Below are 26,621 nucleotides of genomic sequence, written 5' to 3'. Positions count from 1 at the left end.
GGTCCAACGCTAATCAGGGAGAGCGGCGGCGGCTCGAACGGGGCATGGGCCGTGCCCCACGGCTATCGGGCCTGGACGGGGCATCGGGCGGGGGCGAGGACAGCGGACCAGCCGCCGCCGGGCGTTGCCAGCGGGGCAGGCTGAAGCTCTGCGGATCGGGCCAGGGGTCCTCTGCAGCGACCGGATCCGGAGGAGCGGCGACCGGATCCGGAGCGGCGACGGGCTCCGGCGGCAGGGGCCGGCCAGGGGCGGCTGAGATGCCGGCAGGCGTGCCCGCAGGCGGCCGGCGGGAGATGGCCTCCAGGCGCCGGCGGCCATCCTTCGCTCGGAAGACGGGCGCAGGCGAGGCCGCTGGCGGCGCAGTGGCTGGCTCGGGACGGGGATCCCCCGGTCCCGAGCGCTCCCGCCCGACCTCCTGCCAGGGCTCACGCCAGTCGTCGTCGTCCTCGAGAATCCAGTCGAGCTTGTTCTCGACCCAACGGCCCAGCTCGTTGAGGCGCGGCAGTGGGGCGGCTCCACGGCCGGTGCCCCGCGCTGGCGGACGCGAGCCCGGGCGAGCCCCGGAAACCCCATCGACCAGCTGACGCCCTGCCGAGACCAGCCTGTCCAGCCCCTGCTCCAGGCGATCGCCGCCAGGGCGGCCGGAATCCCGGCCCATCGGCCCGCGGGGAGCCGGCCCGCGAGGGGGGAACTCAGGGTCGGACCAGGAGTCGCGCATCGGGCGCCTTCAGGAACTCAACGCTACCGAGCTGCGGTCAGCGGCGCCGGGTCGCCAGCCAGCGCTCCCGGCCCAGGCCCACCAGGGCGATCGCCACCCCACCGAATTCCAGAGTCCAGAGGAAAACGCCCACGGGGTGGCTGCGGTCGGAGTGACCCTAGGCGGCCTCCAGGAACTCCAGCAGACAACTGGGATGCCAGCTGCCGCCGTGGTGGCGTTCACAACAGACGCGGCAGGCCAGGCCGCGCACCCGCCGGCGGTAGGGGGCGGTGATGCCGCAGCGGGGGCAGCGGGCCAGCCAGCGGTGGGTCGGGGTGCCGCCGCCGGGAAGGGGGTAGCGGTGCCGCAGGCTCACGGTGAACTCGGCCTGGGCGGCGTTGATGGCCGCCATGCGGCCGCGGAAGCAGGGGCCGTGCACCTCCTCGACCCGCAGCACCCGGTCGGTCCAGGCGTGGATCATCTCGTGGCAGAGGGTGCTGAGCAGGGCCTGCTGGGGCAGCGGCTCCAGCAGGGGGCGCGAGAGCACGATCTCGCAGAGGGGGCGACCATCGGCGTGGCGCCCCCGGCGGTAGAGCCCGGCGGTGCGCCGCATCCGGCCGTCACTCCAGCGCAGATCCACCAGGGGAGCGCCACCGGGGGCAAGGCTGCCCTCGAAATGCTCGCGGTTGAGGCGGTGGAAGAGGGGCAGCAGGGGCTCGAGGGGCACGCCGGGGGGCCTGGTCAGTCAGACTCTGGGGCCATTCAACACAGGTTCAGCGGCCTATGGACTGGGGTCTGACCCGCGAGATCGGCACCAAGGCCCTGCTGGCCGGTGCCGGGGCCCTGCTCCTCTACTGGACGATCACGGCGGTGAAGCTGGTGCTGAGCGCCCGCGGCATCAATCCGCTGCTCAAGCAGTTCTTCACCCAGGTGGCCAGCGGTCAGGTGGACGGGGCCTACCTGCTCACCACCAAGAACTACCGCACCCATGTGAACCGCAAGCAGTTCATCCAGTACCTGGCGGGCCTGAAGCTCAACCGCTACCGCAACCTCAAGTCCGGCCGGCCGCGGCTCCAGGAGGGGCAGCTCATCCTCACCGTGAAGCTGCTCACCGACGCCAAGGAGGAGCTGCCGCTCGACTTCACCTTCGTGAAGGTGGACGAGCAGTGGCGCATCGACCGGATCAAGACCGTGGCCAGCTGAGCTGCGCCCCCCTGGCCGCCCGTGACCTCCGCCTCCCCCGACGCCGGTGACCCGCGGGCCCGGGTCGCCGAACTCCGCCCCCTGCTCGCCCGGGCCGCCCACGCCTACTACGTGCTCGATGCCCCCGTCATGGAGGACGCGGTCTACGACCGGCTCTACCGGGAGCTGGCGGACCTCGAGGCGGCCCACCCCGAGCTGATCACGCTCGACAGTCCCACCCAGCGGGTGGGGGGGACCCCGGCGGAGGGCTTCACGAGCGTGGAGCACCGCATCCCCCTGCTGAGCCTCGACAACGCCTTCTCGATCGAGGAGCTCGAGGCCTGGTACACCCGGCTGCTGAAGGTGCTCGACCGCCTGCCTGAGGGCGAGGCTCCCCGCCCGGCCCTGGCCATGGTGGGGGAGCTCAAGATCGACGGCAACGCCCTGGCGCTCAGCTACCGGGAGGGCGTGCTGATCCGGGCCGCCACCCGCGGCGACGGGGAGCGGGGCGAGGAGATCACGGCCAACGTGCGCACGATCCAGAGCGTGCCGCTGCGGCTGCCGCTGGCGCAGCCTCCCGCCTGGCTGGAGGTGCGCGGCGAGGCCCTGATCCCCGATGCCACCTTCGCGGCCATCAATGCCGAGCGGACCGAGCGGGGCGAGCCCCCGTTCGCCAACCCCCGCAACGCCTGTGCCGGCACCCTGCGCCAGCTCGACCCGAAGGTGGTGGCCGCCCGCCATCTGGATTTCTTCGCCTACACGCTGCATCTGCCTGAGGACTGGCAACCGGGCGGGGGGGATCCGCCGCGGCCCGGTGACCAGTGGGGCAGCCTGCAGTGGCTGCGGGCCGCGGGCTTCAAGGTGAACCCCAATGCCGAGCTGCTGGGGGATCTGGCAGCGGTGGAGGCGTTCTTCGGCCGCTGGGAGGAGGCGCGCCGGCAGCTCCCCTACGCCACCGACGGGGTGGTGATGAAGCTCAACGACCTGCGCCTGCAGGCCGACGCCGGCTTCACCCAGAAGGCCCCGCGCTGGGCGATCGCGCTGAAATACGCCGCCGAGGAGGCCCCCAGCCGGCTGCTGCGCCTGGTGGCCCAGGTGGGCCGCACCGGCGTGGTGACGCCGGTGGCGGAGTTCGAGCCGGTGCCCCTGGCCGGCACCACGGTGAGCCGCGCCACCCTCCACAACGCCGACCGGCTGGCGGAACTCGACCTGCACAGCGGCGACACGATCGTGGTGCGCAAGGCCGGCGAGATCATCCCGGAGGTGGTGCGGGTGCTGCCGGAGCTGCGGCCGGCCGGGGCCCGGCCACTGGAGCTGCCCAGCCGCTGCCCGGAATGCGGCTCGGAGCTGGTGCGCGAGTCCGGCGAGGCCGCCACCCGCTGCGTCAACAGCAGCTGTCCGGCCATCCTGCGCGGTTCCCTGCGCCACTGGGTGAGCAAAGCGGCGCTGGATGTGGACGGCCTGGGCAGCAAGCTGATCGAGCAGCTGGTGGATCGCGGCCTGGTGCGGGCCATCACCGATCTCTACCGGCTCGATGCGGCCCTGCTGGCCAGCCTGGAGCGGATGGGGGAGAAGTCGGCCGCCAACCTGGTGGCGGCCCTGGCCGCCTCGAAGCAGCAGCCCTGGCACCGCCAGCTCTACGGGCTCGGCATCCACCACGTGGGGGAAGTGAATGCCAAGGCGCTCGCCCGGGCCTTCCCCAGCGCCGACAACCTCGCCGCCGCCGCCGCCGAGACCCCGGAGCGCATCACCGCGGTGTTCGGCATCGGCGCGGAGATCGCCCAGAGCCTGCAGCAGTGGTTCCATACGCCGGCCAACCGGGATCTGCTGGCGGCGCTGGCGGCCCAGGGGTTCAGCCTGGCGGCCGAGCCGCAGCCTGACGGGGAAGGGCGTGGAGCGGAACAGCCGGAGGGAACACTGACAGGCAAGACCTTCGTGCTCACCGGCACCCTGCCGACCCTGAGCCGCCGCGAGGCCCAGGACCTGATCGAGGCGGCCGGCGGCAAGGTGACGGGGTCAGTGAGCAAGAAAACCTGCTACGTGGTGGCCGGCGAGGAGGCCGGCAGCAAGCTCAGCAAGGCCGAGAGCCTGGGGGTCGCGGTGCTGGATGAGGCCGGACTGCGCCAGCTGCTGAGCGGTTAGGCATCGGGGTCGAGGCGGTGGGCCAGCCAGGCCACCGGCAGCATCGCCACCATCGCCAGGCCGCACATCGCCAGTTCCGGAGCGCCGATCGGCTCGGTGCTGAACAGGGTGTTCATCGGCCCCCACTGGCTGAACACCACCTGCAGCAGCACAGCCACGCCCACGCCGAGGAGCAGCTGGGGAGCGCGGGCCAGGCGGATGGAGGGAGCCCGCAGGCGCCACGCCAGGGTGCGCCCCAGCTGGCTCACGCTCAGCAGGTAGACGATGCGGGCCGCCACCAGGGCCTGGATGGCAGCGGTGCGGGCCAGCTCCAGGCTGCCGCCACCGCCGCGCGCCCACTCGAACACCCCGAAGATCAGCAGCCAGTTGTACAGCGACACCACCAGGATCCGGCGCAGCAGGCGCGGCGTGATCAGGGGCTCGCCGGGGTCCCGCGGCGGCCGCGCCATCGTGTCGGCCGCCTTGGGCTCGAAGGCGAGCGGCACCGTCATCGTGATCGAGTTGATCATGTTGAGCCACAGCACCTGGAGGGCCAGGATCGGCAGATCGCGGGCCAACAGCGCACTGATCAGGATCGTCATCGACTCGCCGCCGTTCACCGGCAGCAGGAAGGCGATCGCCTTGCGCAGGTTGCGGTACACCGTGCGCCCCTCCTCCACCGCCGCCTCGATCGAGGCGAAGTTGTCGTCGGTTAGCAGCATGTCGGCGGCCTCGCGGGCCACCTCGGTGCCGCCCCGGCCCATGGCGATGCCGATGTCGGCCTGGCGCAGGGCCGGAGCGTCGTTGACGCCATCGCCCGTCATCGCCACCACCGCGCCGCCGGCCTGCAGGGCTTCCACCAGCTTCAGCTTCTGGGCCGGCGCCACCCGTGCGAACACATGCCCGTCGCGGGCCGCCGAGGCAAAGGCGGCGGCATCCATGGCGCCGAGCTCCTGACCGGTGAAGGCCCGCAGCCCCTCAGCCCCGAGAGCGCCGATGCCCATGCGGCCGGCGATGGCGGCGGCGGTGGCGGCGTGATCGCCGGTGATCATGCGCACCGAGATACCGGCGCGCTGGCAGGCCTCCACGGCACGGATCGCCTCCGGCCGCGGCGGATCGAGCATGCCCTGCAGACCCAGAAACACCAGATCAGCGTCCAGATCGCCGTGGTCGAGGGCGTGGCGGTGGTGGGGCAGCACCCGGGAGGCAAAGGCGATCAGCCGCAGGCCCTCCCCGCCCAGATCATCCACCCGATGAAGAACGGCCTCGGCATCGAGGGGCACCACGGCGCCATCGGCGGCAAGCATGCCGCTGCAGCGCGGCAGCAGCGCCTCTACCGATCCCTTCACCTGCAGCAGCCGCTCCGGCCCGTCGTGGAGGGTGGCCATGTACTGGTAGTCGGAGGCGAAGGGAATCGCATCGAGCCGGGGGAAGACCGGCTCCAGCCCGGCCTGGGTGAGACCGCCCTTCTCGGCCGCCGCCAGCAGGGCCGCCTCGGTGGGGTCCCCTTCCATGGTCCAGGCGCCGTGCTGCTGCCTGAGGCGGGACTCGTTGCAGAGCACGCCGCAGCGCAGCACCTGCTCCAGCGCCGGCGGCAGGGGATCCACCACGGCTCCGTCGCCGTCGAGCAGGTCGCCATGGGGGCTGTAGCCGGTGCCGCTCACCCGGTAGCTGACCCCACCGGCCACCACCACCTGCACGGTCATCTGGTTCTCGGTGAGGGTGCCGGTCTTGTCGGAGCACACCACCGTGGCGCTGCCCAGGGCTTCCACGGCCGGCAGCTTGCGGATGATGGCGTGGCGAGCGGCCATGCGGTTCACGCCGATGGCCAGGGTGATCGTGACCACCGCCGGCAGGCCCTCTGGAATGGCGCTCACCGCCAGGGCGACGGCGGCCTCGAACACCTCGGCGAAGGGCTGGCCGCGGCCCAGGCCGATGGCCAGGGTGAGGGCCGCCACCGCCAGGATGAACATCAGCAGCACCCGGCTGAAGCGGGCGAAGCGACGGGTGAGCGGGGTGCTCAGCGACACCCGCTGCTGCAGGGAGCGTGAGATCTCCCCCATCTCACTGGCCTCACCGGTGGCCACCACCACACCCCGCCCCTGGCCGAAGGTCACGTAGCTGCCGGCGTAGGCCATGCAGCGGCGATCGGCCAGGGGTGTGTCGGCGGGCAGGGGCGCCAGGGTCTTGGCCACGGGCAGGGATTCGCCGGTGAGACCCGACTCGTCGATCTGCAGCTCACGCGCCGCCAGCAGGCGCAGGTCGGCCGGCACCTTGTCGCCGGCCGCCAGCAGCACCACATCGCCCGGCACCAGCTCCCGGGAGGGAATCCTCAGGGTCTGGCCATCGCGCAGAACGGTGGTTTCGGTGCTCACCGAGCGGGCCAGGGCGGCGATGGCCCCTTCGGCACGGGCCTCCTGCACATAGCCGATCACGGCATTGACCACGGCCACCGCCGTGATCACCACGGCATTGGTCCAGGAGCCCAGCAGCGCCTTGATCAGACCGGCCGCCAGCAGGATGTAGATCAGGGGCTGGTGGAACTGCAGCAGCAGCTTCAGCCAGGCCGGCTGGCCGGGCAGCTCCGGCAAGGCGTTCCAGCCATGGCGCTCCTGCCTGGAGGCCACCTCACCGGCCTCCAGGCCGTCCCTGGGGTTGGAGCCCCAGTGACTGAGCACCTCCGCGGCGGCCAGGGCATGGGGAGGCGGCACGCCCTGCGAAGCGCCAGCGGGCGCCGACGCGATGGCAGACGGCATGGCATGACCCTCCGCGGGGTGGGACAGCGTTGGCCGCAACCTAATGAGATCCCCGGGGCCTCACCTGAAGGCATCCCCTCCGCACCGCATGCAGAACCGGCCCGGCACCCTGCCTAGCCTGCAGCCCCATGCGCGCCGCCATGAGGTCTGCCCGCCCACGCCTCGGCCCTCGCCCCCCTGGGCTGGTGCCCCTGCTGGCGGCGCTGCTCACCCTGGCCCTGGCCCTGGCGCCCCTCTGGAGCGAGGCCGGCACGACTGCCGCCAGGGCCCAGAGCGCCGAGCCGGCCACGGCTTCAGCCCCGGTGGTGCTGGATGGCCGCACCCTGTTCCGGATCTGGGGGTCACGCCACCTCACCGCCGAGCAGCGCAGCAGCACCGTCAACCAGCGGCTGGAAGACGCGGTGGCCTCCGCCAGACCCGTGAGCCTGGAGGTGCGCCAGAGCAACAACCTGCCGGTGCTGGAGCTCAACGGCCGCACCCTGGTCACGGTCACCGAACGGGACGTGCCGGAGGGGCTGGAGGCACGGGAACAGGCCGAGCTCTGGCAGCGTCAGCTGAATCAGGCGATCGCCACGGCCCAACGGGAACGCAGCCCGGAGCACCTGGTGCGCATGCTGCCCGTGGTGCTGGCGATCCTGCTGGGAGGCCTGGGACTGCACGTCGTCCTGCGTCGCCTCTGGCGGCGCTGGTACCCCAAGGCCCTGGCCCCCCTGCCCACCGAGGGCGAGAGCAGTGACCGCTCCAGCCGGTTCCTGCTGCGCAGCCTGCTGCTGCTGCTGCAATCCGGCATCTGGCTGGGGGCCGCCGCCCTGGTGACCAACCTCTTCCCCCTCAGCCGCCGCCTCGGCGCGGGGCTGCTCGAGGCCACCCGGAGCTGGCTGGAGGCCCCCTTCCTGCCCCTGGGGGCCCGCAGCTATTCGCTGCAGGACCTGGTGGTGCTGGTGCTGCTGTTCGTGGCCCTGGCCCAGATGGTGGGGCTGCTGCAGAGCCTGCTGCGCAAACGGGTGCTGCGGTACACCGGCATGAGCGAGGGGGGCCAGGAGGCCGTGGCCTTCGTGGCGCGCTACGGCCTGCTGCTGGTGGGCACGCTGGTGCTGTTGCAGCTGTGGGGGCTCGATCTCACCTCGCTCACGCTCTTCGCCAGCGTGCTGGGGGTGGGGGTGGGCCTGGGCCTTCAGGGCATCAGCAAGAACTTCCTCAGCGGCCTGATCATCATCTTCGAGCGCCCCATCCAGGTGGGCGACTTCGTGGAGATCGGCGATCTGCAGGGCAGCGTGGAGAGCCTCGGCCTGCGCAGCACCAAGGTCACCACCCTGGATCGGGTGACGATCATCGTGCCGAACTCCGAATTTCTCGAGTCGCGGGTGATCAACTGGAGCCATGGCAGCCCGGTGTCACGGCTGCAGGTGCCGGTGGGGGTGGCCTACGGCTCCGACACCGGCGCCGTGCGCGAGGCCCTGATCGCCGCCTGCCGTGACAATCCCGCCGTGCTGAAGGCGCCACCGCCGCGGGTGTATTTCAGCAGCTTCGGCGACAGCGCCCTGAACTTCACGCTGCTGGTGTGGACGCGGGAGCCTCGCCGCCAGTACGAGATCGTGAGTGATCTCAACTTCCGGATCGAGGCGCTGCTGAGGGAGCGCGGCATCACGGTGCCGTTCCCCCAGCGGGATCTGCACCTCAGTACGGGCAACCTGCGGATCAGCCTGCCCCCCGCCATCGAAGCGGGGCTTCAGGCCCTGGTGGAGCGGCAACGGAACGAGGAGCCCTGAGGCGGCCGAGGGTCGCACAGGAGGTTCCGGCCTGGGCTGGGGCTGGCGCGCCGAAGCGGGCCCGGTAGGTTTCCGCGATCCCCTCGAGGCCCCAGTCCCATGGCTCCCCGCCGCTCCAGCTTCCTGGCCGACTTCAAGGCCTTCATCAACAAGGGCAACGTGGTGGATCTCGCCGTGGCGGTGGTGATCGGCGGAGCCTTCGGGAAGGTGGTGGACGCCGTGGTGAGCCTGGTGATGACCAACCTGCTGGAGCCGGCCCTCAAGGCCGCCCAGGTGGACTCGATCAATGCCTGGCCGGCCGGGGCCGTGCTGGTGGCCCTGATCAACTTCCTGGTGATCGCCTTCGTGGTGTTCCTGATCGTGCGGGCCATCGAGGCGGTCAAGCGCAAGGAGGAAGCGGTGGCTCCGCCCGACACCCAGGCCCAGCTGGCCTCGGCGGTGACCCGGCTGGCGGAGGCGCTGGATCGCCGCGGGCTGTAGGTGGAATCCGTCCAGCGGTTCCCTGGGCGAGCCATGGCGACAGGCGGAGGGTTCTCGCCGCCCTGAGCCATGCCTAGCTTCGGAATGCCGGTCGGCCGCCCCCGGGTTGGGGAGTGGCGCCGGCATCTCCCAGGGCCTCTCTGTGGCGCGGATCACAACAATGCAAGACAACCGGACGGCGGCTCAGGGAAGGGCCGAAGCCCAGGCCCGGCTGCAGCCAGCCCCAACCAGGCGGGGCCCACAGCAACGCCATCCGCGTCGGCTGCTTGGCCTCACCGTGGCATCCATCGTGGCCATGGCGGCGGCAGAAAGCCAGGCCCAGCCGAGGTACGCGCCGGACGTGCCCGCCAGGATCACCACACCGGACACGGTGCAGACCCGCATCGGCACCCTGCGCTTCCAGGACGGCGCGCCCGATCCGGCGACGGTGCAGCTCGCCTACGACCAGATCGACTTCAACCGGGGCATCGAGGCCTTTGTCAGAGGGATGTCGGCCACGTCGGTGTATGCCGCCTGCCGCGGCCTGGAGGACGCGGGTGTGAAGCCCAACGGTGGCATCGGCATCACCGAGCAGCTGATGGACGCCCGTTCCCTCTTCCTGACGCCCAACACCACCACCGTCTACGTGCTGATGTGCGTGAATCTGAAGGACGGGCCGATGGTGGTGCGGGTGCCGCCCCGGACGCTCGGCCCGGTGGACGACGCCGATTTCCGCTGGGTGACGGACGTGGGCGTGACCGGGCCCGACAAGGGCGCGGGCGGTGACTATCTGTTCGTGCCACCCGGCTACCAGGCAAGCCTGCCCCAACAGGGCTTTCACATCGCCAGGCCGCGCACCAACCGGCTGGTGATCTTCTATCGGGTGTTCGTGGAGAAGGGCGATCTCGCGGCCGCCACGGCCGCTGTGAAGGCGAAAGCCGCGGTGTTCCCCTTGGCCCAGGCGGCCAACCCCCCGGCGTCGCCGTTCGTGAACCTCTCCGGCGTGACGTTCAACACGATCAGCGCCAACGATTTCAGCTTCTACGAGGAACTGAACGGCGTGGTGCAGAACGAACCTGCCGACTGGGTGGACCCCGACACCGTGGGCCTGTACGCCGCGATCGGCATCCGCAAGGGGCAGCCGTTCGCGCCGGACGCGCGGTTGAAGAAGACGCTGACGGAGGCCGTGGCGGTGGGCAACGCCTACGCCCGCTCGAACGCCTTCGCGTCCCGCGATCCCCGCACCCGGATCTTCAAGGACCGGCAGTGGACCACGCCCTTCGTGGGGGGGAGCTACCAGTTCCTTTCGGGGGCGGAGCGCCTGCTCGATGCCAGGGCGCTGTTCTTCTATCTCGCCACCGGCATCACGCCCGCCATGAGCGACGCGAAGCCGGGCACGGGCTCGGCCTATGCCCTCACCGTGCGCGACGCTGCCGGGCGCTATCTCGATGGCGGCCGCACCTACGCGGTGACCCTGCCCGGGCCGATTCCGGCGAAGGACTTCTGGGCCCTCACGGTGTACGACAACCAGACCCGCTCGCTGCTGCCGACCGATCAGAAGGCGGCCGGGATCGACAGCAACAGTGCCGGCCTGAAGACGAAGGCCGATGGCGGCGCCACGATCTGGTTCGGGCCCACACCACCGGCAGGCCAGGAGGCGAACTGGGTGCAGACGATGCCTGGGAAGGGCTACAACGTGATCCTGCGGCTCTATGGACCGCTGGAACCCTGGTTCAACCAGAGCTGGCAGCCGGGTGATCTCAGACTTCAGCTGCGATAGCTTCAGCAGTGATGGTGACACTGTCCGGCCAGAGGCCTGGGCTGACGGAGCAGACCACTTCTGTCGCACAACGCACGATGGGTTCACGGACCCGTGAACCAAGCCCACGCCGGAGTGACGAATGACGGGAACCCTTGCGGCAGAATGCTTTCCGCATTTCAGGGCTCAGCCTCGGCGCGCGGTTCACGGAAAGGGATCGCAGGCTTGGGGCGGTTTGCGGAACCGTCCAATGACTAGTTCGGCTTGAGAGTGCCCATGCGAACTAGAACATTACAGCTACTGATTGCATCTGTCGTGGTAATTGGGGCTATTGGCGCTTGTATCGCAGGTTACTTTTTCCTCCCGTCTTTTGACCCTTTTGCAGCGATGAGCCGGCCCGATAACGGCGATGGGACTTATGGATCTAAACCTGCTCACAAATGTTCCACGGTCATAGACGGCTACGAATTTTCGGTTGAACTGAACTTGACCCACCCTTTTCTTGCGGAGTACGAAAAAATAGTTATCGTGATGGATCCTGATGGCGCGGAACTGGCAACTGAAAGATTCATCGACCCTGGCGGGCTTGCTTCTTTCTATGTGTTTCGAGACGAACAGACTATCACTTTCGTTGATGGCCTAGCAGACGGAATTTCAATTCTAAAAAACATCAATAGTGCAAAACGAAATCGACACAATGGTCTTATGGACAAAATTGAGTCCGATAGCATTGGCCGTTGCATGTTTAGCCAGTCGGGCTACACATATCTATCCAAGAAAGAAATTGCAGCGTTAACACCATCGGATAGCGCAGAATAACAATGCGATGCACGCGAAGCCGGACTTGCGCGTGGTTTTGGAATGGATGATCGCTGGTTCCGACTCGGTGATCGCTGCCGTTATGCGATCAGGCTATGATTTATGATACCGACTTTGATAGCCATATATTCGAATGCATAGTCAACAATGCAAGCGGACAATCGAGGCACTGCGCAAGAAACTCTGTACATCACTTAGAGCGCGCCACGAGGCTCAAGGAAATAGATCCAGAAATGGCGGTACTCAGAGCGATAACCGCAGAGGAGGAGGCAGCTACCGCGATCTTTCTTGTCCTTAAGGAGAAAGGCTATCATAATGCCGAGAAAATTCGATTCAAGGATCATGCTTATAAGCATGCCCTGGAGCCATTCCTGCGAGCAATATTTAAGTTTGTAGAGGCGTGGTCGAAAGAACCAGGATTTCCTTTCGGATCTGAATACAGTCTGTTCCTGATTGGGTCGGAGAGCGAGAGAAAACTTTCTTTGTCTTTTCAATTCCAAGGTCAAACGATCACATGCGATCCTCCATTGGGTTTCTCGATTAAACTGAATGACCGAGTCTATTTCTTTGAGCAGGAACTCCTGGAGATTGCTTCAGGCGAGTCACGTCAAGATATCATAAGGTATGTTAAGCGGATGGCAAATCATCGAAACAAAGTCTTGTATGCGCAAGCCAGTGGGATTCCAAATGTTACTGGCATCGATGGATTTCTGGAGCGGAGGCGAGCAGTCGTTGTATCCTTCCTAAGGATCTATGTGCTGATCTATCCCTATACCGATAAGTCAATCTTTGTACAGCAGGCGCTAGACTGCTTTCTAGGATTAATGGGTCATATAGAGCTTGCTGAGAACGTGTAGTCGCATAACAATGCCATCCACCAGTGCCGCCACCCTCAGCTCTTCAGTTTCGCAGAACACCATGCGGCCTGGTGATGGCAAGCGTTAGCCAGCTCAGGCGAGGCCTGTGTAAGCTTGAGATCCACTGCCTCAAAACTCATATATGGGAAATGAATCAATAGTGTTGCAGCTACAGATCCTGGCCACAGACAAGGTAAATGACATTTCAGATCTGCTGCGCAAGGCGCTTTTGGTCGCAAGAAAGCTTGGCCTTGTTGAGTTCAGGCAATGGATTGAACGCGAATTGAATGGATACGATAGTCATGTCGATGTACCTGACTATCGGAGAGTGCGAGCTGAGCTCAGGCTGAAAATCCGGTTCATGGCCTCATCCCCATCTATATAAGCGACCAGAGGTATACCGATGCATTGTGCAACGTGGAACTAAGAGATCCGATCGAGAATCTTCAATCGCTGGTCACCACTCTTGCAAAAGAAGGAAGTTACATTAATGTGCCACTTTCGCATAAAGAAGAAGCCTTCTTGCTTGAATCACAGGGTAACTTTGGGCAGCTTCCTCCTGTTCGTAAACTCTCCCCCAATCAAGCTAGCATGGTCATTGATGCGGTGAGGACAAGGATCCTAGAGTGGTCATTAGAACTTGAGAGTCAAGGAATCCTTGGTGATGGCCTTGTGTTTTCGAAGGAAGAAAAAGCTAAAGCAACATTGACACCCAGCATTAACATCCACAACTTTCAGGGCGTCCTTGGAAATGTGTCTGAATCAAGCTTAAACCAAGATCTTACTATGTGTGTAGGCAAGGGAGATGTTGAAGATCTAATCAGAAAGTTGTCGGAACAGGGGGTGCAGGAAGAAGACTTGGCCGAATTAAGAGAAGCTATTGCCCATGAGCCTGCAATCGCCCCAGATGGTTCGCTGGGTCAGCGGACAAGTGGCTGGATCGGGAGGATGGCATCAAAAGCCCTCAGTGGGTCATGGGCAATTGGTAAATCTATTGGCGTTGGTACTGCAAGCAAGATATTGGCAGAGGCGATTATGTCGTATTATGGCCACCAGTAGGCAATGCCAACGTCTGCTGAACAGGCTAACATCAAGATGCAGAAGACGGGGGCAGTAGATGATGTCTATGCGTATGATACTGCCCGCTTCTGATCTTGAGCGTTAGGAAGAGCAGGAACCCAAAATGACGTATAGCTAAACTCATGTTCATTCCGAAGTTCTCTGTTATAGACGTGGCTAAACCCTCCCTGCCAGCCGTTCAAGACGACCTATTCAGATATCGTCTTCGCATGACATCCGCTTGTCAACTATTGGCCTGATCAGCTCCTCACCCCTTCTCCCTCTATTGTATCTTCTGTGGAGGTTCCGTCTTTCGCTATCGGATAGTGACGCATATAGGTCGATCTCTACTCCGTATTTGTTGGCGGCAGTCATCAAACCCGAGTGAGCTCTGCCTTTGGGCCTCGCTTCATTGCCCTTGGGCTTTTGGTCCCATGTAGCGCCAGGGTTGGCAGCTAGCCATTTCTTGATCTCATAGCGCTGATTCGGCGTTAGAGCTGCATATATTTCCACAGGCATGCCTAAACTTGTTGCCCCTTTTTCGTGTTTAGCTCTAAGTGATTTCTGCAGGCGATTCCTTACTGTCTCAGGATTAGGATTGCGCCTGCAGTCCATGTCCCAGGGCATCCCCCTTTCGTGACGTTCAAATGCAACCTCTTTCTGGCTCATTGAGAGCTTGTCCCACTCTTCCTTAGTGGCTCCTACCACTTTCCAGCCAGTCCGAAGTCGGCTCTCGCTGTCCGGCTTATAGATCGTCTTCTGGAACTCGATAATTCCAACTTCTCTGTCTGGATACCTTAGGCGATATTGGGCATAGGCTGCCTTCACTGACTTGGGGATATGAACGTACACCTGGGGTGAGACACCAAGCCTTGCGGCGCTATCCTTAACATAGCTCCACGTTGCAATCCTACGTTTGGGCACCTTGTTTCCATAGCTTCCCGACTCGCCCCCAGCGCCTCTGTTTAGCAGTATGCCCCCTTCTTCAATATGTCTCCTTCCATACCACGCTATGAAGAACTGCTCGCGCTGCTGCGCTTCTTCTCTAGACTCAAGTACATCCATAATTCGGATTAGGGCCTCTTCTTTGGGCACTGGTATAAATCGTCTGCGACCAGTGCCGTCTCTCCACTCATGTCGCATATACGGTCGTTCCACGATCGATGCGATACCTATGTAGTATGGGGTTCCTTGATTAGACGTCTTTGATGACTTTGCTCGTAGATAGCAATATACGATGTGCTTGCCGTCCGCTATGTACTTCTCGACAAGATGTCTTTGGGTTCTGAGGGCTTGGGTGTTGTTCATCTCCCCCGAAATCTGACCTGGGTATTGCTATGGTCTCTATTCTCACATCCTTGACCACATTCCTCACATCCTTCCTGACAGGCCCCTGGAGTGGACAGGCCTCCAAGAACTGGTTGCCTCGGCACCCCAGCCTCCCTGCCTGCCACTCAGGGGCGGCGTCAGAAACAACAGTAGCCATCGGCTCATCATGGAGCCATCAGGCGATTCCACGCCCCTACAGATGTCCACAACAACAGCTATCTGGGACTCATGGTCAGCCAAACCACGGCAGTTTCAAACCAAAGCTCTCGATGGGGTCCATCACAAGTTTGTTGAGGGCACGACCCAGAACAACCTGCGGTTCATCGGCACGAATAGGGATCACGGGGTGCTGGAGCGTCTTCGATGGATCTGAGCCCTTCACCAGGTTGCGTCTGATCAGGGAGTTCGCTGCTTCCAGGCCACACACATAGGCGCGTTCCTGGCAGAGGCCTTTGGCGCCATGCTCCCGGTCGCCCATCCGCACCCAGTCGCCAGCGCAGACGATCGAGGGGATGGAGGTTTCCAGGGGTGGCCGCTTTCTGAAACTGCCGGGAGAGAAGTGAGACACAGAGCCTGGATAGCGGCGCACTTCGGCATCCACCACCTTCGCGTTCCGGAACTCAGGATGCGTGAAGGGCAGCAACTGGTGCATCAGACAATCCATGATCTCCTGGTCCGTCATCGCCGCAATGCCGGCGGCGTTGTAGAAGTCGCTGGCCACCACCGAACCCTGCGGCGGTTCATCACCCCAGAGCGCCTGCTCCGCATCCTTCTGCAGCTGATCCAGCATGAAGAAGGTGCCGCCAGCGCCCTTCAGGGCCTCAAAGCGGGAGAACACATTGGCCGGATAGGGAATCGGAACGTAACGATCCAGCCACAGCCGGGTGGACACCACATCGATCGAACCCAGCGACGCCGCGGCAACCAGCTCGGGTGCCGCCTTGCTGCATTGCGGCGATCGGGCCATCAACGCCTTGAGCCCCTTTGCCCCCACCGCCAACACCACGGCATCCACATCCTCCAGCACCGTGATGTCGCCTGTACGCACGCTTTGCAGCTCAATGGAGCGGATGGCTTGGGTGTCTGCCGAAACATGCAACCGCCTGGCCAGGGTTCCCCCCATCACCCGAAGGTCATGGCGTACCAGCAGCCTGCGGCTGAGGGGCTGAAACAGATGCTCGGCGATGCTCCTGGATTGGATCCAGCGAACATCAAAGGAATCCTGGTGGGCCAGGGCGTAGTAATAAAGCAGCTCCATGGCCACCGCCGCCGAGAGCTCCTCGGGCGGCTTGAACAGACCCACCAGCAAGGTGGGCCGCAGGAAGTCATCGATCATGCGAGCGCTGATGCCAAGCCTCACAAAGAGTGCTTGGGCGTTGAGGTCGTCGTAGTGCTGGAAAACCCGATCGCTGCGATTGAGATCTAGGATGGCGTAGAGAAGCCCTGCAATGCTCAGCCGATCCCGAACAGGCAGGCGCTTGAAGTTGGTGACAGTGGCCAGCACCTGCCCCAGGGGACTCGGCCACCGGGGCGACGCACCGAACACCGGAGCCGTGGCCTCCAAGCCATCGGGCGACCAGAACGCACTGGTGGTGAAGTCGGTGTAGATGCTGCCAACCTCGAGCTCTTCCGTCAGGGCATTGATGTTGGGATAGTCTTTCCAGAAGCCTCGGGTTCCCGCCTCAAAAGGTTTGCCGCTCTGGGTGGTGACAGGTTGGCTTCCGGTGGGGTCGGCCATCCCATCCACCAACGTCACACCAACGCCGGCCTCACACAGCGCCTTGGCGGCGCCCCAGCCGGCCCAGCCGGCTCCGATGACCAGCACATGAGAGCGTCTCTGGCCGGCCAAGGTGTCGTGTGGCATCGCTCGTTCCTGCATCGCACGCTCTGGCATCAGCCCATCTCCTGCAAGATACTCAAGACCTGTTGAACCACCGGATTGAAGTGACAAGCAGAGATGAATCGACCTCATTACGGCTCATCATGTCGGCAGACACTGCAGGTGTTGCTCTGCTCAAATACCGGCCCAGAACAGGCAGTATCGGAGCGGCGATTGTCGTCTGCTCCGTTGAGAGGAATGGAGCTTGCATCTAGCAGCGAACTTGCAATAGCGAACTTCCCATGCCGACCCATGGCACACCCCACACCCCAGCCCCTCACGTTCGATTCTCTCGACACCAGCAGCCGCGTCGCGATAGCCGAGCTGTTCACCCTCACGTTCACCGCCTCCGAAGGCGAGCGTGAGGGCCTCCTGGTGGGGAACCTGGCTTCCGCGCTCGCCGGCCTGATCGACGATCAGGAGGTGATGGCCATCGGCGCCCACCAGGGAGGCGCTCTGGTGGGCTGCGTGATCTTCAGCCGCCTTCGGTTTGCGCACGCCTCACTGACCTACATGCTTGCCCCCGTGGCGGTGCACCCAGATCGGCAGCGCCAGGGCATCGGCAGCCGGCTGATCCTCGGCGGCCTGGGTGAGCTCCGGCGTCGCGCGGTGGCGGTGGTGGTCACCTATGGCGACCCTGCCTTCTACGGCAAGGCGGGGTTCCAGCCCATCGCACCGGACACGATCCAGCCGCCATTTCCGCTCTCCCAGCCGCAGGGGTGGCTGGGCTGTTCCCTCACGGGGGAGCCGCTGCCCGCCCTTTCCGGTCGCCCCACTTGCGTGAAGCCGTTCAGGAATCCCGCCTACTGGTGAGGGACTGAGCTCAGCCCAGCCCCTGCAGCCGCCCGCGGGCCAGTGCCGCCTGGGCCTCGGCTTCGGCCAGATTGGCGCGGCACTCGTCCACCACCTCAGGCGGCGCCTTGCCGGCGAAGTTGGGGTTGGCCAGGCGGCCGGCCAGCCCCTTGATCTCCTTCTCGGCCTTGGCCAGGTCTTTCTCCAGCCGGCTGCGCAGGGCTTCAAGGCTCTGCCGAGGCACACTGAGGCTCACCTGGGCGTCGCTGTCGACGATGCCGAGCAGCTGACCCGCCGCCGGCTGGGGCTCCAGGCCGAGAGCACTGCCCCCCACCAGGCGCAGGATCTTCTCCTGGTTCACCTCCAGAAACTCCCGGCGCTCGGGGCTGCCGCTGTGGACCCCCACCGGCAGACGCTCGGAGGGCTTCACCCCGGAGAGCGCCCGCAGGTTGCGCAGCGCCCGCACCGCCTCGATGCCGAACTGGAAGGCCTGCTCGTGGCGCTCGTCCAGCCAGGCGGCCTCCGGCTGGGGCCAGGCCTGCAGAGCCAGGAACCGTGTGGCCTCGGCGCCGGTCACGGCGTGCCAGAGCTCCTCGGTGAGATGGGGCATCAGCGGGTGCAGCATCACCAGCAGCGCCTCGAGGCTGGTGGCCAGCACCCGCCGCGCCGCCGTGCGCACGCCGGCCTCCTCACCGGCCAGCCGTGGCTTGGCCCACTCGATGTACTGATCGCAGAGGTCGTTCCAGGCGAACTCATAGAGCAGCTTGGCCGCCTCCCCCAGCCGGTAGCTGCCGTAGAGCTCCGCCGCCTGCTCCGCCGTGCGGGCCAGGCGGGAGAGGATCCAGCGGTCCTCGCTCTCCAGTTCGGCTGCCAGCGGCCCACCCAGGCTGGCGGGCGTTTCGCCCCCCAGGTTCATCAGGGCGAAACGGGTGGCATTCCAGAGCTTGTTGGCGAAGTTGCGCGCCGTCTCCACCGTGCCGGAGCTGCCGCTGGCACGGTCGTAGTCGAGGCGGATGTCCTGCCCGGCGCCGGCCACCTCCCGCACCAGGGCGAAGCGCAGGGCATCGGCGCCGTAGCGCTCGATCAGCGGCAGCGGATCGATGCCGTTGCCCGCTGACTTGCTCATCTTGCGGTTGTTCTCATCGCGCACCAGGCCGTGGATGTACACGTCCCGGAAGGGCATCTGGCCGGTGAAGGCGCCGGCCATCATCGTCATCCGCGCCACCCAGAAGAAGATGATGTCGAAGCCGGTCACCAGCACGCTGGTGGGATACCAGGCGGCCAGATCGGCGCTGGTCTCGTCCGGCCAGCCCAGGGTGGAGAAGGGCCAGAGGCCGCTGGAGAACCAGGTGTCGAGCACGTCGGGGTCCTGCTCCAACTGCAGCTCCCGCCCCGCCGCCCGGCTGGCCGCGCCGTACTGCGCCTTGGCCTTCGCCTCGGCTTCGGCGGCATCCCGCGCCACCACGTAGGGGGTGGCGTCGGTGATCACGCCGCCGGTTTCACTCACCACGAACCAGGCGGGGATGCGGTGGCCCCACCAGAGCTGGCGGCTGATGCACCAGTCGCGGATGTCGGTGAGCCAGTCGCGGTACACCTTCTCCCAGCGCTGCGGCACGAAGCGGGGTTCGGCCCGATCAAGCGCCTCGCGGCAGCGGGCCGCCAGCGGCTCGGCCTGCACGAACCACTGGGTGGAGAGCAGCGGCTCCACCGGCACCTTGCCCCGATCGGAGAAGGGCACGCTGTGGCGGTGGGGCTCCACCTTCACCAGGAAGCCTTCGGCCTCCATGGCCGCCACCACGGCCTGGCGGGCCTCGAAGCGATCCAGCCCCTCGAAGCGACCGGCGGCGGCGTTCATCGTGCCGTCCTTGGCCATCACGGTGATCAGCGGCAGGCCATGGCGGGCGCCGATGGCGAAGTCGTTGGGGTCGTGGGCGGGGGTCACCTTCACGCACCCCGTGCCGAAGGCCGGATCCACGTGCCCATCGGCCACGATCGGGATCTGGCGGCCCACCAGCGGCAGGGTGAGGCTGCGCCCCACCAGGGCGGCATAGCGGGGGTCGCCCGGGTGCACCGCGACGCCGGTGTCACCCAGCAGCGTTTCGGGCCGGGTGGTGGCCACCACCAGATGGTCGGTGCCATCGGCGCCGGGCTCACCGCTGAGCGGATAGCGGAAGTGCCAGAGGTGGCCGTCCACCTCCTTGGTCTCCACCTCCAGATCGCTCACCGCCGAGCCCGAGGCGGGGCACCAGTTCACCAGGTATTCCCCCCGGTAGATCAGCCCCTGCTCGTGCAGGCGCACGAAGGCCTCGGCCACCGCGGCGCTCAGGCCGGGGTCGAGGGTGAAGCGCTCCCGCTGCCAGTCCACCGAGTAGCCCAGGCGCCGCAGCTGGCCCACGATCGTGCCGCCGCTCTCGGCCTTCCAGCTCCAGGCCCGCTCCAGGAAGGCGTCACGGCCCAGGTCGTCCCTGCTGCCACCCTCCGCATGGATCTGCTTCTCGAGGATCGTCTGCACCGCGATCGAGGCGTGATCCGTGCCGGGCAGACACAGCACGTTGCGGCCGCGCAGGCGCTGGAAGCGCACGATCGTGTCGATCAGGGCCGTCTCGAAACCGTGGCCCATGTGCAGGCTGCCGGTCACGTTCGGCGGCGGGATCACCACCGAGAAGGGCTCACCGGGCGCCTGCGGATCCGGGTGGAAGGCGCCGGCCTGCTCCCAGGCCGCCTGCCAGCGGGCCTCGGTGCCCGCCGGGTCGTAGGTCTTGGGCAGGGCCTCGGTCACAGGGGGCTGGCAGAGCGGCTGCCCATGCTCGCAAAACGTGACGCCGCCTCAGGCCGCCGAACTCTGCATCGCCACGGGGATGCGGGGCACCGGGAAGCCGGCCTTGCCGAGCACGTCGCTGATCACCCGGTTGGTGTCGAAGTACACCTGCCAGTAGTGGCTGGTGTGGGTGTAGGGGCGCACCGCCAGCTTCGGGCCCCGCTCGGTGAACTCCAGAACCTCCACATCGGCGGGCTTGTCGGGGTACTGGTTGGGCACCGCCTGAAGCCCCTCCTTGAGCAGGGCGATGGCGCGGCCCACGTCGGCGGAGTTGTCGAGCTGGGCCACCAGTTCCACCCGGCGGTAGGGATGCACCGAGTAGTTCACGATGTTGTCGCCGAAGAGCTTGTTATTGGCCACGATGTGGCGCACGTTGGCCGGCGAAGTGATGGAGGTCACGAACATGCCCACCTCCTCCACGGTGCCTTCGACGCCGCCACCTTCGATGTAGTCCCCCACGCTGATCGGCCGGAAGATCTGCAGAAACACCCCGGCGGCGAAGTTGCCCAGCAGCCCGCTCCAGGCGGCACCGATCGCCACGCCGGCACCGGCCAGGAGGGCGGCGAAGCTGGCGGTCTGGATGCCGAAGAAGCCCAGGATCGCCACCACCAGCACCACCCGGAGCAGGGCTCCGAGGATGTTGACCAGGTAGCCGATCACCATCGCGTCGAGGCTGCCGCGGTTGAGGGCGCGGCGCAGCAGGCGCAGGCTGAGCTGGATCAGCCAGCCGCCCACGATCCAGAGGGCGATCGCCCCGGCAAGCTTGAACAGGAAGGGAACGATCACCTCAACGACGAGGGGATAGGCGTCAGGCACCGGAGCAGAACCAAAGCGACACTTCAAGCTGGCCAGCCCCGCCTGCCCTGACAACGCTCTGCTGCAGTTCGCAATGCGGGTGGTCGCAGCCCCGGGAGGCCGGATGGGGCGCTGGATCGGGAGGCTGCCTCACTGGCGCGCCAGGATCATCCGCATCCGCTCCTCCAGGTTCTCGAGCGGTTCACCGGACACATCCACCAGGGCCCGCTTCACCTCACCGGCGTAGGCGAAGGGCGGCTGATAATCCGGCATGGTGGGGGAACCCGGATCGGCCCCCACCGCCACACCAGCCGCCAGGCCAAGCTGCAGCGGGATCGTCACCGGCAGGTCACCCTGACCCACGGCCTCGCCGTCCACCAGGAGCGTGATGTGGGCCGGCGTGCCCCGGCCGTTGGCAATGTCGACAGGGCCAGTAGGGGTGAACTCCACGCTGAAAATGTGATGGCCACTCGGCATGGACGTGGTGGCGACCACCTTGAAGTAGCTGTCAGCCACGTAGTTGTAGCCGTAGGTGAGCGTGCCGTTCTGCACGTAGAACGCGAAGCCACCGTCATTGCCGCCCATGCTGAACAGCACGCCGTCGGCGCCACCCTCGGGCACCACGGCTTCCACCGAGATCGCGTGGGGCCGGTTCAACAGGCGCGGCGCCGCATTTCCGGGCACCACCTGGGTGCCGGGGTAATAGATGTAGCGCTCGCGATCCACGGCGATCTGGGGCCGTTCGATCGCAAAGCGCTGGGTGCCGCGGCTGTCGATCGGCAGCACGTTGTAGCGGCCGGCCTCCACATACCACATGCCGATCATGGCGATCAGCCGCTCCCGTTCGGCGGCGGCGAGATCCTGGGTTTCGGCGAAATCCGCCTCGAGGTTGTAGAGCTCCCAGCCGTGGGCATCCAACTGGATCAGCTGGTCGTAGCTGATCGGATCCCCGAAGCGCCGCCCCGATTCGGTGAACGAGGTGCCGGGCCAGGGACACACCGCCCGCCAGCCCTCGTGATAGAGGGAGCGGTGCCCGAACATCTCGAAATACTGGGTGCGGTGCAGGCTGGGCGCGTCGGCGTCGTTGAAGCAATCGAACAGGCTGAATCCCTCGATCGGGCTCTGGGTCACCCCCTTGATGGAAGCCGGCGCCTCGATGCTGAGGGCCTCCAGCACGGTGGGCACCATGTCGATGGCATGGCAGTACTGGCTGCGGATCTCGCCCCGGGCGGCGATGCCCTTCGGCCAGCACACGATGAACGGATCACTGGTGCCGCCCCGGTAGGTTTCGCGCTTCCAGCGGCGGAAGGGCGTGTTGCCGGCGTGGGTCCAGCCCCAGGGGTAGTGATTGAAATACTTCGGGCCGCCGATGTCATCGATGGCCGCCAGATTCTGCTCAAGATTATCGGGAACATTGTTGAAGAACTTGCCTTCATTCACCGAACCCGTGGGCCCACCCTCGGAGCTGGCGCCGTTGTCGGAGATCAGCATGATCAGGGTGTTGTCGTATTCCCCCAGGTCCTTCAGGAAACCGATCAGCTCGCCGATATGGTGGTCGGTGTGCTCCAGGAAGCCGGCATACACCTCCATCATGCGGGCGTAAAGCCGCCGTTCCTCGGGCGAAAGGGTCTCCCAGTCGGGCACGTCGGGATCGTGGCGGGAGAGCACCGTGTTCCCGGGAATGATGCCCAGCTCCTTCTGGCGGGCGAACGCCTGCTCGCGATAGGCGTCCCAGCCACCATCGAACTGCCCTTTGTACTTGTCAGCCCACTCCTTCGGCACATGGTGCGGCGCGTGCATGGCGCCCGTGGCGAAGTAGAGGAAGAAGGGCTTGTTGGGGGCCACCTGCTTGGCGTCGGCGATCATCGCCTTGGCCTGCGTCACCAGATCCGGCGTGAGGTGGTAGCCCTGTTCAGGGGTGGCGGGGGGCTCCACCTGGGTGTTGTCGCGCACCAGTTCCGGGTAGTACTGATGGGTGTCGCCCCCCAGGAAGCCGTAGAAGCGCTCGAAGCCCCGGCCCAGGGGCCAGCGGTCGTAGGGCCCCGCCGCCGAGGTGGCCTCGGCCGGCGTGAGGTGCCACTTGCCGACCGCATAGGTGTTGTAACCCTTCTGCAGCAGCATCTCCGAGAGGAACCCATTCTCGAAGGGGATGTAGCCGTTGGAGCCGGGGTACCCCATCGAGCCTTCGGTGATGCAGGCCAGGCCGTTGGAGTGGTGATTGCGCCCCGTGAGCATGCAGGAGCGCGACGGCGAGCACAGCGCCGTGGTGTGCATGTTGCTGAAGCGCAGCCCGTCGGCCGCCAGGGCATCGATGTTCGGCGTGGCGATGGGGCTGCCGTAGCAGCCGAGCTGGCCGAAGCCCAGGTCGTCGAGCACGATGAACAGCACGTTGGGGCTGCCCTCGGGGGCGCGGTTCGGCTCCGGCCAGGCCGGGGTCGACACGTCGGCGGTGCGGCCGATCACGCCGGGGAAGGCCGCTCCGGAGCGGTATTCGTTCAGTGGCATCGCCACAGGGTCAGGGGCTGACTGCAACGTATGCAGCGCCGTTTGGAGGGGCATCCGGCCTTGAACAAAGGACACATGCCTCGAACGGGGCATCCGGCGGGGCTGAGGTGGAGGCGGAAAGCCCTCGCTACGGTCTGGTGTGGGTCCCGGAATGGGTCATGGCCATGTCCCTGAGCCAGCAACTGGAGCGTTGGCAGGCGGCGGGGCTGATCGATGGCGCGACGGCTGAGCGAATCCGCTCCTGGGAAGCCCGGAACCTCGGGCCCTCCGCCCCGTCGCTGAGGATCCCCACCCTTGTGGCGGTCTCCCTGGGCGGGGTCCTGCTGGCGGCGGGGGTGCTGCTGCTGGTCTCCACCCATTGGGAGGCGCTGTCCCCCGGACAGCAGTTCAGCCTGCTGCTGGCACTCCTGCTGGTCCTGCATGGACTCGGCGCCGGGCTTGGCACCCTCCTGCCCGCCCTTGCCGTGGCACTCCACGGTGTGGGCAGCGTGGCCCTCGGAGCTGGCATCTTTCTGACCGGCCAGATCTTCCATCTCGAGGCGCGTTGGCCGCTCGGACTCCTGCTGTGGGGACTGGGGGCCGGGCTGGGATGGTGGCTGCTGCGTCAGTGGCCTCAGCTGGCCCTGCTCGCCCTGCTGGCCCCGGCCTGGCTGGCGGGCGAATGGCTGCTCCGATGCGAGCAGGTCATGGGCACCCTGCCACGCTCTGCGCTGCTGCCCATGGCCGCGGGGCTGGTGCTCACGAGCCTTGCCTACCTGGGGGCTGCTCAGGGTCCCGGACCCTGTTCGCCGCCCCGCCGGGTGCTGGTGTGGGTCGGTGGTCTGGCCCTGCCTGGATCGGCGGTGTTCTGGGAAGTGACCCTGATCACACCGACGCAGCTGCAGGCAGGCCCCGGGCCCGACGCGCTGCTGCTGCTGCTGGGCTGGTCAGGCGCGCTGCTGCTGCCGCTGCTCGCGGCCTGGCGGTGGCGGGGGCGAAGCATCTGGCACCTGGCCGTGGCGGTGGGATGGGTGCTGGCCGGGCTCGCCATCACGTTCGCCACAACCCGGTGGGCCGTGCCTCTGATCCATTACCCCTGGTGGATCGCCGGCGGGCTGCTGCTCGTCGGCTGGGGGGTGGTGGAGAGACGCACCGAGAGGATCAACTTCGGCGCTGCCTTCATCGCCAGCACGGTGCTGGGCTTCTACGTGTCGAACGTGATGGGCAACCTGGAACGTTCGGCCAGCCTGGTTGGCCTGGGGGTGCTGTTCCTGGGAGGGGGATGGGGGCTGGAGGTGTGGCGGCGGCGCCTGCTGGCTTCCATGCAGGGGAAGCCACAGCCATGAAGGTTCAGGGAAGCGGGCGCCGTGGGCTGATCCTGGGGCTGCTGCAGGCCTGCCTCCTGCTGAGTCTGGGGGCCCAGCTGCTGACGGACAGGGCCCTGCGGCCGCGTGGCTGGGCCCGCACCCAGCCTGTGGACCCGTACCTCCCGATCCGGGGGCGGTATGTGAGCCTGCGACTGCGGCTGCGGCTGGATGGGCAGCCTGCCGAGGCGGACAGCTCCGGCCTTGGCGGCAGCCGGGGCTGGGTGAGTCTTCACAGCCGCGGCGGCGAGGTGCTGGCCCAGGCCGTGCCCCGGGGGACGCCTGGAGCCCTGCGCGTCCGGAGCTCCACACCGGCCGGATGGGTGGAACTTCAGCAACCCGTGGCCTTCTTCATTCCGCCGACGGGGCCCGATCCCTCCCGTCGCCCCCGCCCTGAGCGGGTGTGGGTGGAGGTGACGCTTCCGGAGCGGGGACAGCCGCGGCCGATCCGGCTCGGCGTGACCGCGGACGAACAGTTTCCCCCCCGACCGCTGAGGCTGGGCTGAGGCCTCAGCCCGCCGCCAGCCGCCGCAGATAGTCCTCCAGCCGGCCGGCGTTGATCCAGCCGGTGGCGATGGTCTTGGTGTGCGACTGGCTCACCCGGCCGCGGTGGATGTGCGACACCCCCGCCGGGAAGATCAGCAGCTTGCCCCGCTCGGCCTCCTCGTGGTGGCCCTGCCAGTGGAACTCGGTGCCGCCCTCCGGCAGGGAGTTGGCATAGAGGATCCAGGCCAGCACCCGGGCCTGCGGTTCGGTGGCCTCGTCGCTGAGGGTCCAGTCGCAGTGCCAGGCGTGGAATCCCTCGCCGGGCGCATAGCGCTGCAGGTTGAAGATCGGGTTCACGAACAGGCTCTGCTCGGGGCAGCAGGAGCCCAGCAGGGGCCGCTCCCGGAGGTAGTGGGCCAGCCCGGCGTTCACCCCGCGCAGGATCACCTCCGCCAGGGCGAAGGCCTCCGGATCGCTGCGGTCGATCGCCACCAGGCTGATGTCGGTGGAGACCTTGGCGGGCGCCATGGCGGGCGCCTGGTCCGGCGCGGCCCCTGGCCCGGCTTCGGGTCCGAAGGCCACCCCGGGCCGCTGCAGATCGGGGCGACGGTCGAAGAAGGCGATCACCGCATCGGCCACGGCCTCGTAGCCGGCGTTGCGGTAGCTGGCGATCAGGTTCATGGCTGGGCGGTTGCGGCAGGGGGCGCGGCGGCAGGGGGCGCTGGGGGCTGGGCCCAGGGAATCGCCACCGCCGCCTCGAAGCAGCGCCAGCGGGCGGTGTCGGGATCCAGCCTCGCCGCCAGGCCCACCTGCTCCAGTGCGGCGGCGGCACGCTCCAGGGTGAGGGGCTCACCAGCCGGCGCCAGCGGCAGCACCAGGGCCTGGGGCTCGGCCGGATCGGCCATCAGCCGGAGATCCAGGGCGGTCAGCTCCCGTTCGAAATACACCCGCCGCAACCGGGTCCGCAGAGCGGGACCCAGGGCCGTGGCGAAGGCCTCGAGGCTGGCCTGGTCGCCGGAGCAGCCGCAGTTGAGCGCCAGCCAGATCAGCAGCTTCGCCCAGCCCTCGGCGCTCCAGGCGGGCTGAAAACTGTCGCGGTGCTGGCGCACCAGCTCGGTGATGGCGAAATCGAACAACGTGGCCTGCAGGCGCGAGGCCTCAGGCACGGCAGCAGCTTCAGGCCTGGAAACAGCGGT

21 protein-coding genes and 1 pseudogene are annotated in these 26,621 nt (G+C 66.5%); 12 read left to right on the top strand and 10 right to left on the bottom strand.

Features of this window, described 5'->3' with window-relative positions; genetic code table 11:
* Nucleotides 1–13: 13 nt before the first annotated feature.
* Together ACLNEE_RS03145 and ACLNEE_RS03140 are read right to left on the bottom strand one after the other, a co-directional pair.
* Complete coding sequence (locus tag ACLNEE_RS03145; protein WP_411424249.1) at nucleotides 14–718, bottom strand: hypothetical protein; 705 nt, start codon at nucleotides 716–718, stop codon at nucleotides 14–16.
* Between the two features lie 157 nt (nucleotides 719–875).
* Complete coding sequence (locus ACLNEE_RS03140; protein WP_411424248.1) at nucleotides 876–1,424, bottom strand: SprT family zinc-dependent metalloprotease; 549 nt, start codon at nucleotides 1,422–1,424, stop codon at nucleotides 876–878.
* 56 nt (nucleotides 1,425–1,480) lie between these two features.
* Here ACLNEE_RS03140 and ACLNEE_RS03135 point away from each other — a divergent pair, with 56 nt between their 5' ends.
* Complete coding sequence (locus ACLNEE_RS03135) at nucleotides 1,481–1,900, top strand: hypothetical protein (protein ID WP_411424247.1); 420 nt, start codon at nucleotides 1,481–1,483, stop codon at nucleotides 1,898–1,900.
* 21 nt (nucleotides 1,901–1,921) lie between these two features.
* Nucleotides 1,922–4,021 (top strand): NAD-dependent DNA ligase LigA, encoded by a 2,100-nt coding sequence (ligA, locus tag ACLNEE_RS03130; protein ID WP_411424246.1) that lies wholly within the window; start codon nucleotides 1,922–1,924, stop codon nucleotides 4,019–4,021.
* On the opposite strand, the gene ACLNEE_RS03125 is transcribed toward ligA, so the two are convergent.
* Nucleotides 4,018–6,756, bottom strand: coding sequence for an HAD-IC family P-type ATPase (locus tag ACLNEE_RS03125; RefSeq protein ID WP_411424245.1), 2,739 nt, complete (start codon nucleotides 6,754–6,756; stop codon nucleotides 4,018–4,020). The two genes, ligA and ACLNEE_RS03125, sit on opposite strands and share 4 nt — an antisense overlap.
* Nucleotides 6,757–6,896: 140 nt before the next feature.
* Between ACLNEE_RS03125 and ACLNEE_RS03120 the strand changes: the two genes are divergently transcribed.
* The 7 genes and pseudogenes from ACLNEE_RS03120 to ACLNEE_RS03090 form a co-directional block, all read left to right on the top strand.
* On the top strand, nucleotides 6,897–8,525 hold the full coding sequence (locus ACLNEE_RS03120) for a mechanosensitive ion channel family protein (RefSeq protein WP_411424244.1): 1,629 nt from the start codon (nucleotides 6,897–6,899) through the stop codon (nucleotides 8,523–8,525).
* Between the two features lie 99 nt (nucleotides 8,526–8,624).
* The gene (gene mscL, locus ACLNEE_RS03115) at nucleotides 8,625–9,005 is read left to right on the top strand and encodes a large conductance mechanosensitive channel protein MscL (protein WP_411424243.1); all 381 of its coding nucleotides are present in this window, start codon (nucleotides 8,625–8,627) and stop codon (nucleotides 9,003–9,005) included.
* A 277-nt stretch (nucleotides 9,006–9,282) separates the two neighbouring features.
* The gene (locus ACLNEE_RS03110) at nucleotides 9,283–10,764 is read left to right on the top strand and encodes a DUF1254 domain-containing protein (RefSeq protein WP_411424242.1); all 1,482 of its coding nucleotides are present in this window, start codon (nucleotides 9,283–9,285) and stop codon (nucleotides 10,762–10,764) included.
* Between the two features lie 366 nt (nucleotides 10,765–11,130).
* A complete protein-coding gene (locus ACLNEE_RS03105) occupies nucleotides 11,131–11,562 on the top strand; it encodes a hypothetical protein (RefSeq protein WP_411424241.1) in 432 nt (143 codons plus the stop codon).
* 95 nt (nucleotides 11,563–11,657) lie between these two features.
* On the top strand, nucleotides 11,658–12,419 hold the full coding sequence (locus tag ACLNEE_RS03100; protein WP_412006759.1) for a hypothetical protein: 762 nt from the start codon (nucleotides 11,658–11,660) through the stop codon (nucleotides 12,417–12,419).
* A 142-nt stretch (nucleotides 12,420–12,561) separates the two neighbouring features.
* Nucleotides 12,562–12,804 (top strand): AbiTii domain-containing protein, encoded by a 243-nt coding sequence (locus ACLNEE_RS03095; RefSeq protein ID WP_411423805.1) that lies wholly within the window; start codon nucleotides 12,562–12,564, stop codon nucleotides 12,802–12,804.
* Nucleotides 12,786–13,478 (top strand): annotated as a pseudogene (locus ACLNEE_RS03090) (AbiTii domain-containing protein); the annotation flags it as partial. The gene ACLNEE_RS03095 and the pseudogene ACLNEE_RS03090, both read left to right, overlap by 19 nt.
* A 213-nt stretch (nucleotides 13,479–13,691) precedes the next feature.
* Here ACLNEE_RS03090 and ACLNEE_RS03085 read toward each other — a convergent pair.
* Nucleotides 13,692–14,786, bottom strand: a complete 1,095-nt coding sequence (locus ACLNEE_RS03085) for a hypothetical protein (protein ID WP_411423804.1) — start codon at nucleotides 14,784–14,786, stop codon at nucleotides 13,692–13,694.
* A gap of 253 nt (nucleotides 14,787–15,039) precedes the next feature.
* The gene (locus ACLNEE_RS03080; protein WP_412006758.1) at nucleotides 15,040–16,758 is read right to left on the bottom strand and encodes a hydroxysqualene dehydroxylase; all 1,719 of its coding nucleotides are present in this window, start codon (nucleotides 16,756–16,758) and stop codon (nucleotides 15,040–15,042) included.
* A 180-nt stretch (nucleotides 16,759–16,938) separates the two neighbouring features.
* Between ACLNEE_RS03080 and ACLNEE_RS03075 the strand changes: the two genes are divergently transcribed.
* On the top strand, nucleotides 16,939–17,499 hold the full coding sequence (locus ACLNEE_RS03075) for a GNAT family N-acetyltransferase (RefSeq protein WP_411423802.1): 561 nt from the start codon (nucleotides 16,939–16,941) through the stop codon (nucleotides 17,497–17,499).
* 10 nt (nucleotides 17,500–17,509) lie between these two features.
* On the opposite strand, the gene ACLNEE_RS03070 is transcribed toward ACLNEE_RS03075, so the two are convergent.
* The 3 genes from ACLNEE_RS03070 to ACLNEE_RS03060 form a co-directional block, all read right to left on the bottom strand.
* Complete coding sequence (locus ACLNEE_RS03070; protein WP_411423801.1) at nucleotides 17,510–20,257, bottom strand: valine--tRNA ligase; 2,748 nt, start codon at nucleotides 20,255–20,257, stop codon at nucleotides 17,510–17,512.
* Between the two features lie 48 nt (nucleotides 20,258–20,305).
* Nucleotides 20,306–21,112, bottom strand: coding sequence for a mechanosensitive ion channel family protein (locus ACLNEE_RS03065; RefSeq protein WP_412006757.1), 807 nt, complete (start codon nucleotides 21,110–21,112; stop codon nucleotides 20,306–20,308).
* Nucleotides 21,113–21,241: 129 nt separating this feature from the next.
* Nucleotides 21,242–23,596, bottom strand: a complete 2,355-nt coding sequence (locus tag ACLNEE_RS03060; RefSeq protein ID WP_411423799.1) for an arylsulfatase — start codon at nucleotides 23,594–23,596, stop codon at nucleotides 21,242–21,244.
* Between the two features lie 158 nt (nucleotides 23,597–23,754).
* Between ACLNEE_RS03060 and ACLNEE_RS03055 the strand changes: the two genes are divergently transcribed.
* Nucleotides 23,755–24,921, top strand: coding sequence for a DUF2157 domain-containing protein (locus tag ACLNEE_RS03055; RefSeq protein ID WP_411423798.1), 1,167 nt, complete (start codon nucleotides 23,755–23,757; stop codon nucleotides 24,919–24,921).
* Nucleotides 24,918–25,445, top strand: a complete 528-nt coding sequence (locus tag ACLNEE_RS03050) for a hypothetical protein (RefSeq protein WP_411423797.1) — start codon at nucleotides 24,918–24,920, stop codon at nucleotides 25,443–25,445. The genes ACLNEE_RS03055 and ACLNEE_RS03050 overlap by 4 nt, the downstream gene beginning before the upstream one ends.
* 4 nt (nucleotides 25,446–25,449) lie before the next feature.
* On the opposite strand, the gene ACLNEE_RS03045 is transcribed toward ACLNEE_RS03050, so the two are convergent.
* Nucleotides 25,450–26,106 carry a 2OG-Fe(II) oxygenase gene (locus tag ACLNEE_RS03045; protein WP_411423796.1) on the bottom strand — a complete coding sequence of 219 codons (657 nt, stop codon included), beginning with the start codon at nucleotides 26,104–26,106 and terminating at the stop codon, nucleotides 25,450–25,452.
* The gene (locus tag ACLNEE_RS03040; protein ID WP_412006756.1) at nucleotides 26,103–26,591 is read right to left on the bottom strand and encodes a hypothetical protein; all 489 of its coding nucleotides are present in this window, start codon (nucleotides 26,589–26,591) and stop codon (nucleotides 26,103–26,105) included. Before ACLNEE_RS03040 ends, ACLNEE_RS03045 begins: the two co-directional genes overlap by 4 nt.
* Nucleotides 26,592–26,621: the final 30 nt, after the last annotated feature.

This window comes from Aphanothece stagnina RSMan2012 (assembly GCF_046764815.1).
Lineage (GTDB): Bacteria > Cyanobacteriota > Cyanobacteriia > PCC-6307 > Cyanobiaceae > NIES-981.
This window is presented reverse-complemented; position numbering and strand designations above follow the sequence as displayed.

Excerpts from the sequence above, each read along its gene's own strand:
- ACLNEE_RS03145 (WP_411424249.1), bottom strand. The coding sequence starts at position 718 with ATGCGCGACTCCTGGTCCGACCCTGAGTTCCCCCCTCGCGGGCCGGCT.
- ACLNEE_RS03135 (WP_411424247.1), top strand. The coding sequence starts at position 1,481 with ATGGACTGGGGTCTGACCCGCGAGATCGGCACCAAGGCCCTGCTGGCC.
- ACLNEE_RS03125 (WP_411424245.1), bottom strand. The coding sequence starts at position 6,756 with ATGCCGTCTGCCATCGCGTCGGCGCCCGCTGGCGCTTCGCAGGGCGTG.
- ACLNEE_RS03120 (WP_411424244.1), top strand. The coding sequence starts at position 6,897 with ATGAGGTCTGCCCGCCCACGCCTCGGCCCTCGCCCCCCTGGGCTGGTG.
- mscL (WP_411424243.1), top strand. The coding sequence starts at position 8,625 with ATGGCTCCCCGCCGCTCCAGCTTCCTGGCCGACTTCAAGGCCTTCATC.
- ACLNEE_RS03105 (WP_411424241.1), top strand. The coding sequence starts at position 11,131 with ATGAGCCGGCCCGATAACGGCGATGGGACTTATGGATCTAAACCTGCT.
- ACLNEE_RS03100 (WP_412006759.1), top strand. The coding sequence starts at position 11,658 with ATGATTTATGATACCGACTTTGATAGCCATATATTCGAATGCATAGTC.
- ACLNEE_RS03095 (WP_411423805.1), top strand. The coding sequence starts at position 12,562 with ATGGGAAATGAATCAATAGTGTTGCAGCTACAGATCCTGGCCACAGAC.
- ACLNEE_RS03085 (WP_411423804.1), bottom strand. The coding sequence starts at position 14,786 with ATGAACAACACCCAAGCCCTCAGAACCCAAAGACATCTTGTCGAGAAG.
- ACLNEE_RS03075 (WP_411423802.1), top strand. The coding sequence starts at position 16,939 with ATGGCACACCCCACACCCCAGCCCCTCACGTTCGATTCTCTCGACACC.
- ACLNEE_RS03060 (WP_411423799.1), bottom strand. The coding sequence starts at position 23,596 with ATGCCACTGAACGAATACCGCTCCGGAGCGGCCTTCCCCGGCGTGATC.
- ACLNEE_RS03055 (WP_411423798.1), top strand. The coding sequence starts at position 23,755 with ATGGCCATGTCCCTGAGCCAGCAACTGGAGCGTTGGCAGGCGGCGGGG.
- ACLNEE_RS03050 (WP_411423797.1), top strand. The coding sequence starts at position 24,918 with ATGAAGGTTCAGGGAAGCGGGCGCCGTGGGCTGATCCTGGGGCTGCTG.
- ACLNEE_RS03045 (WP_411423796.1), bottom strand. The coding sequence starts at position 26,106 with ATGAACCTGATCGCCAGCTACCGCAACGCCGGCTACGAGGCCGTGGCC.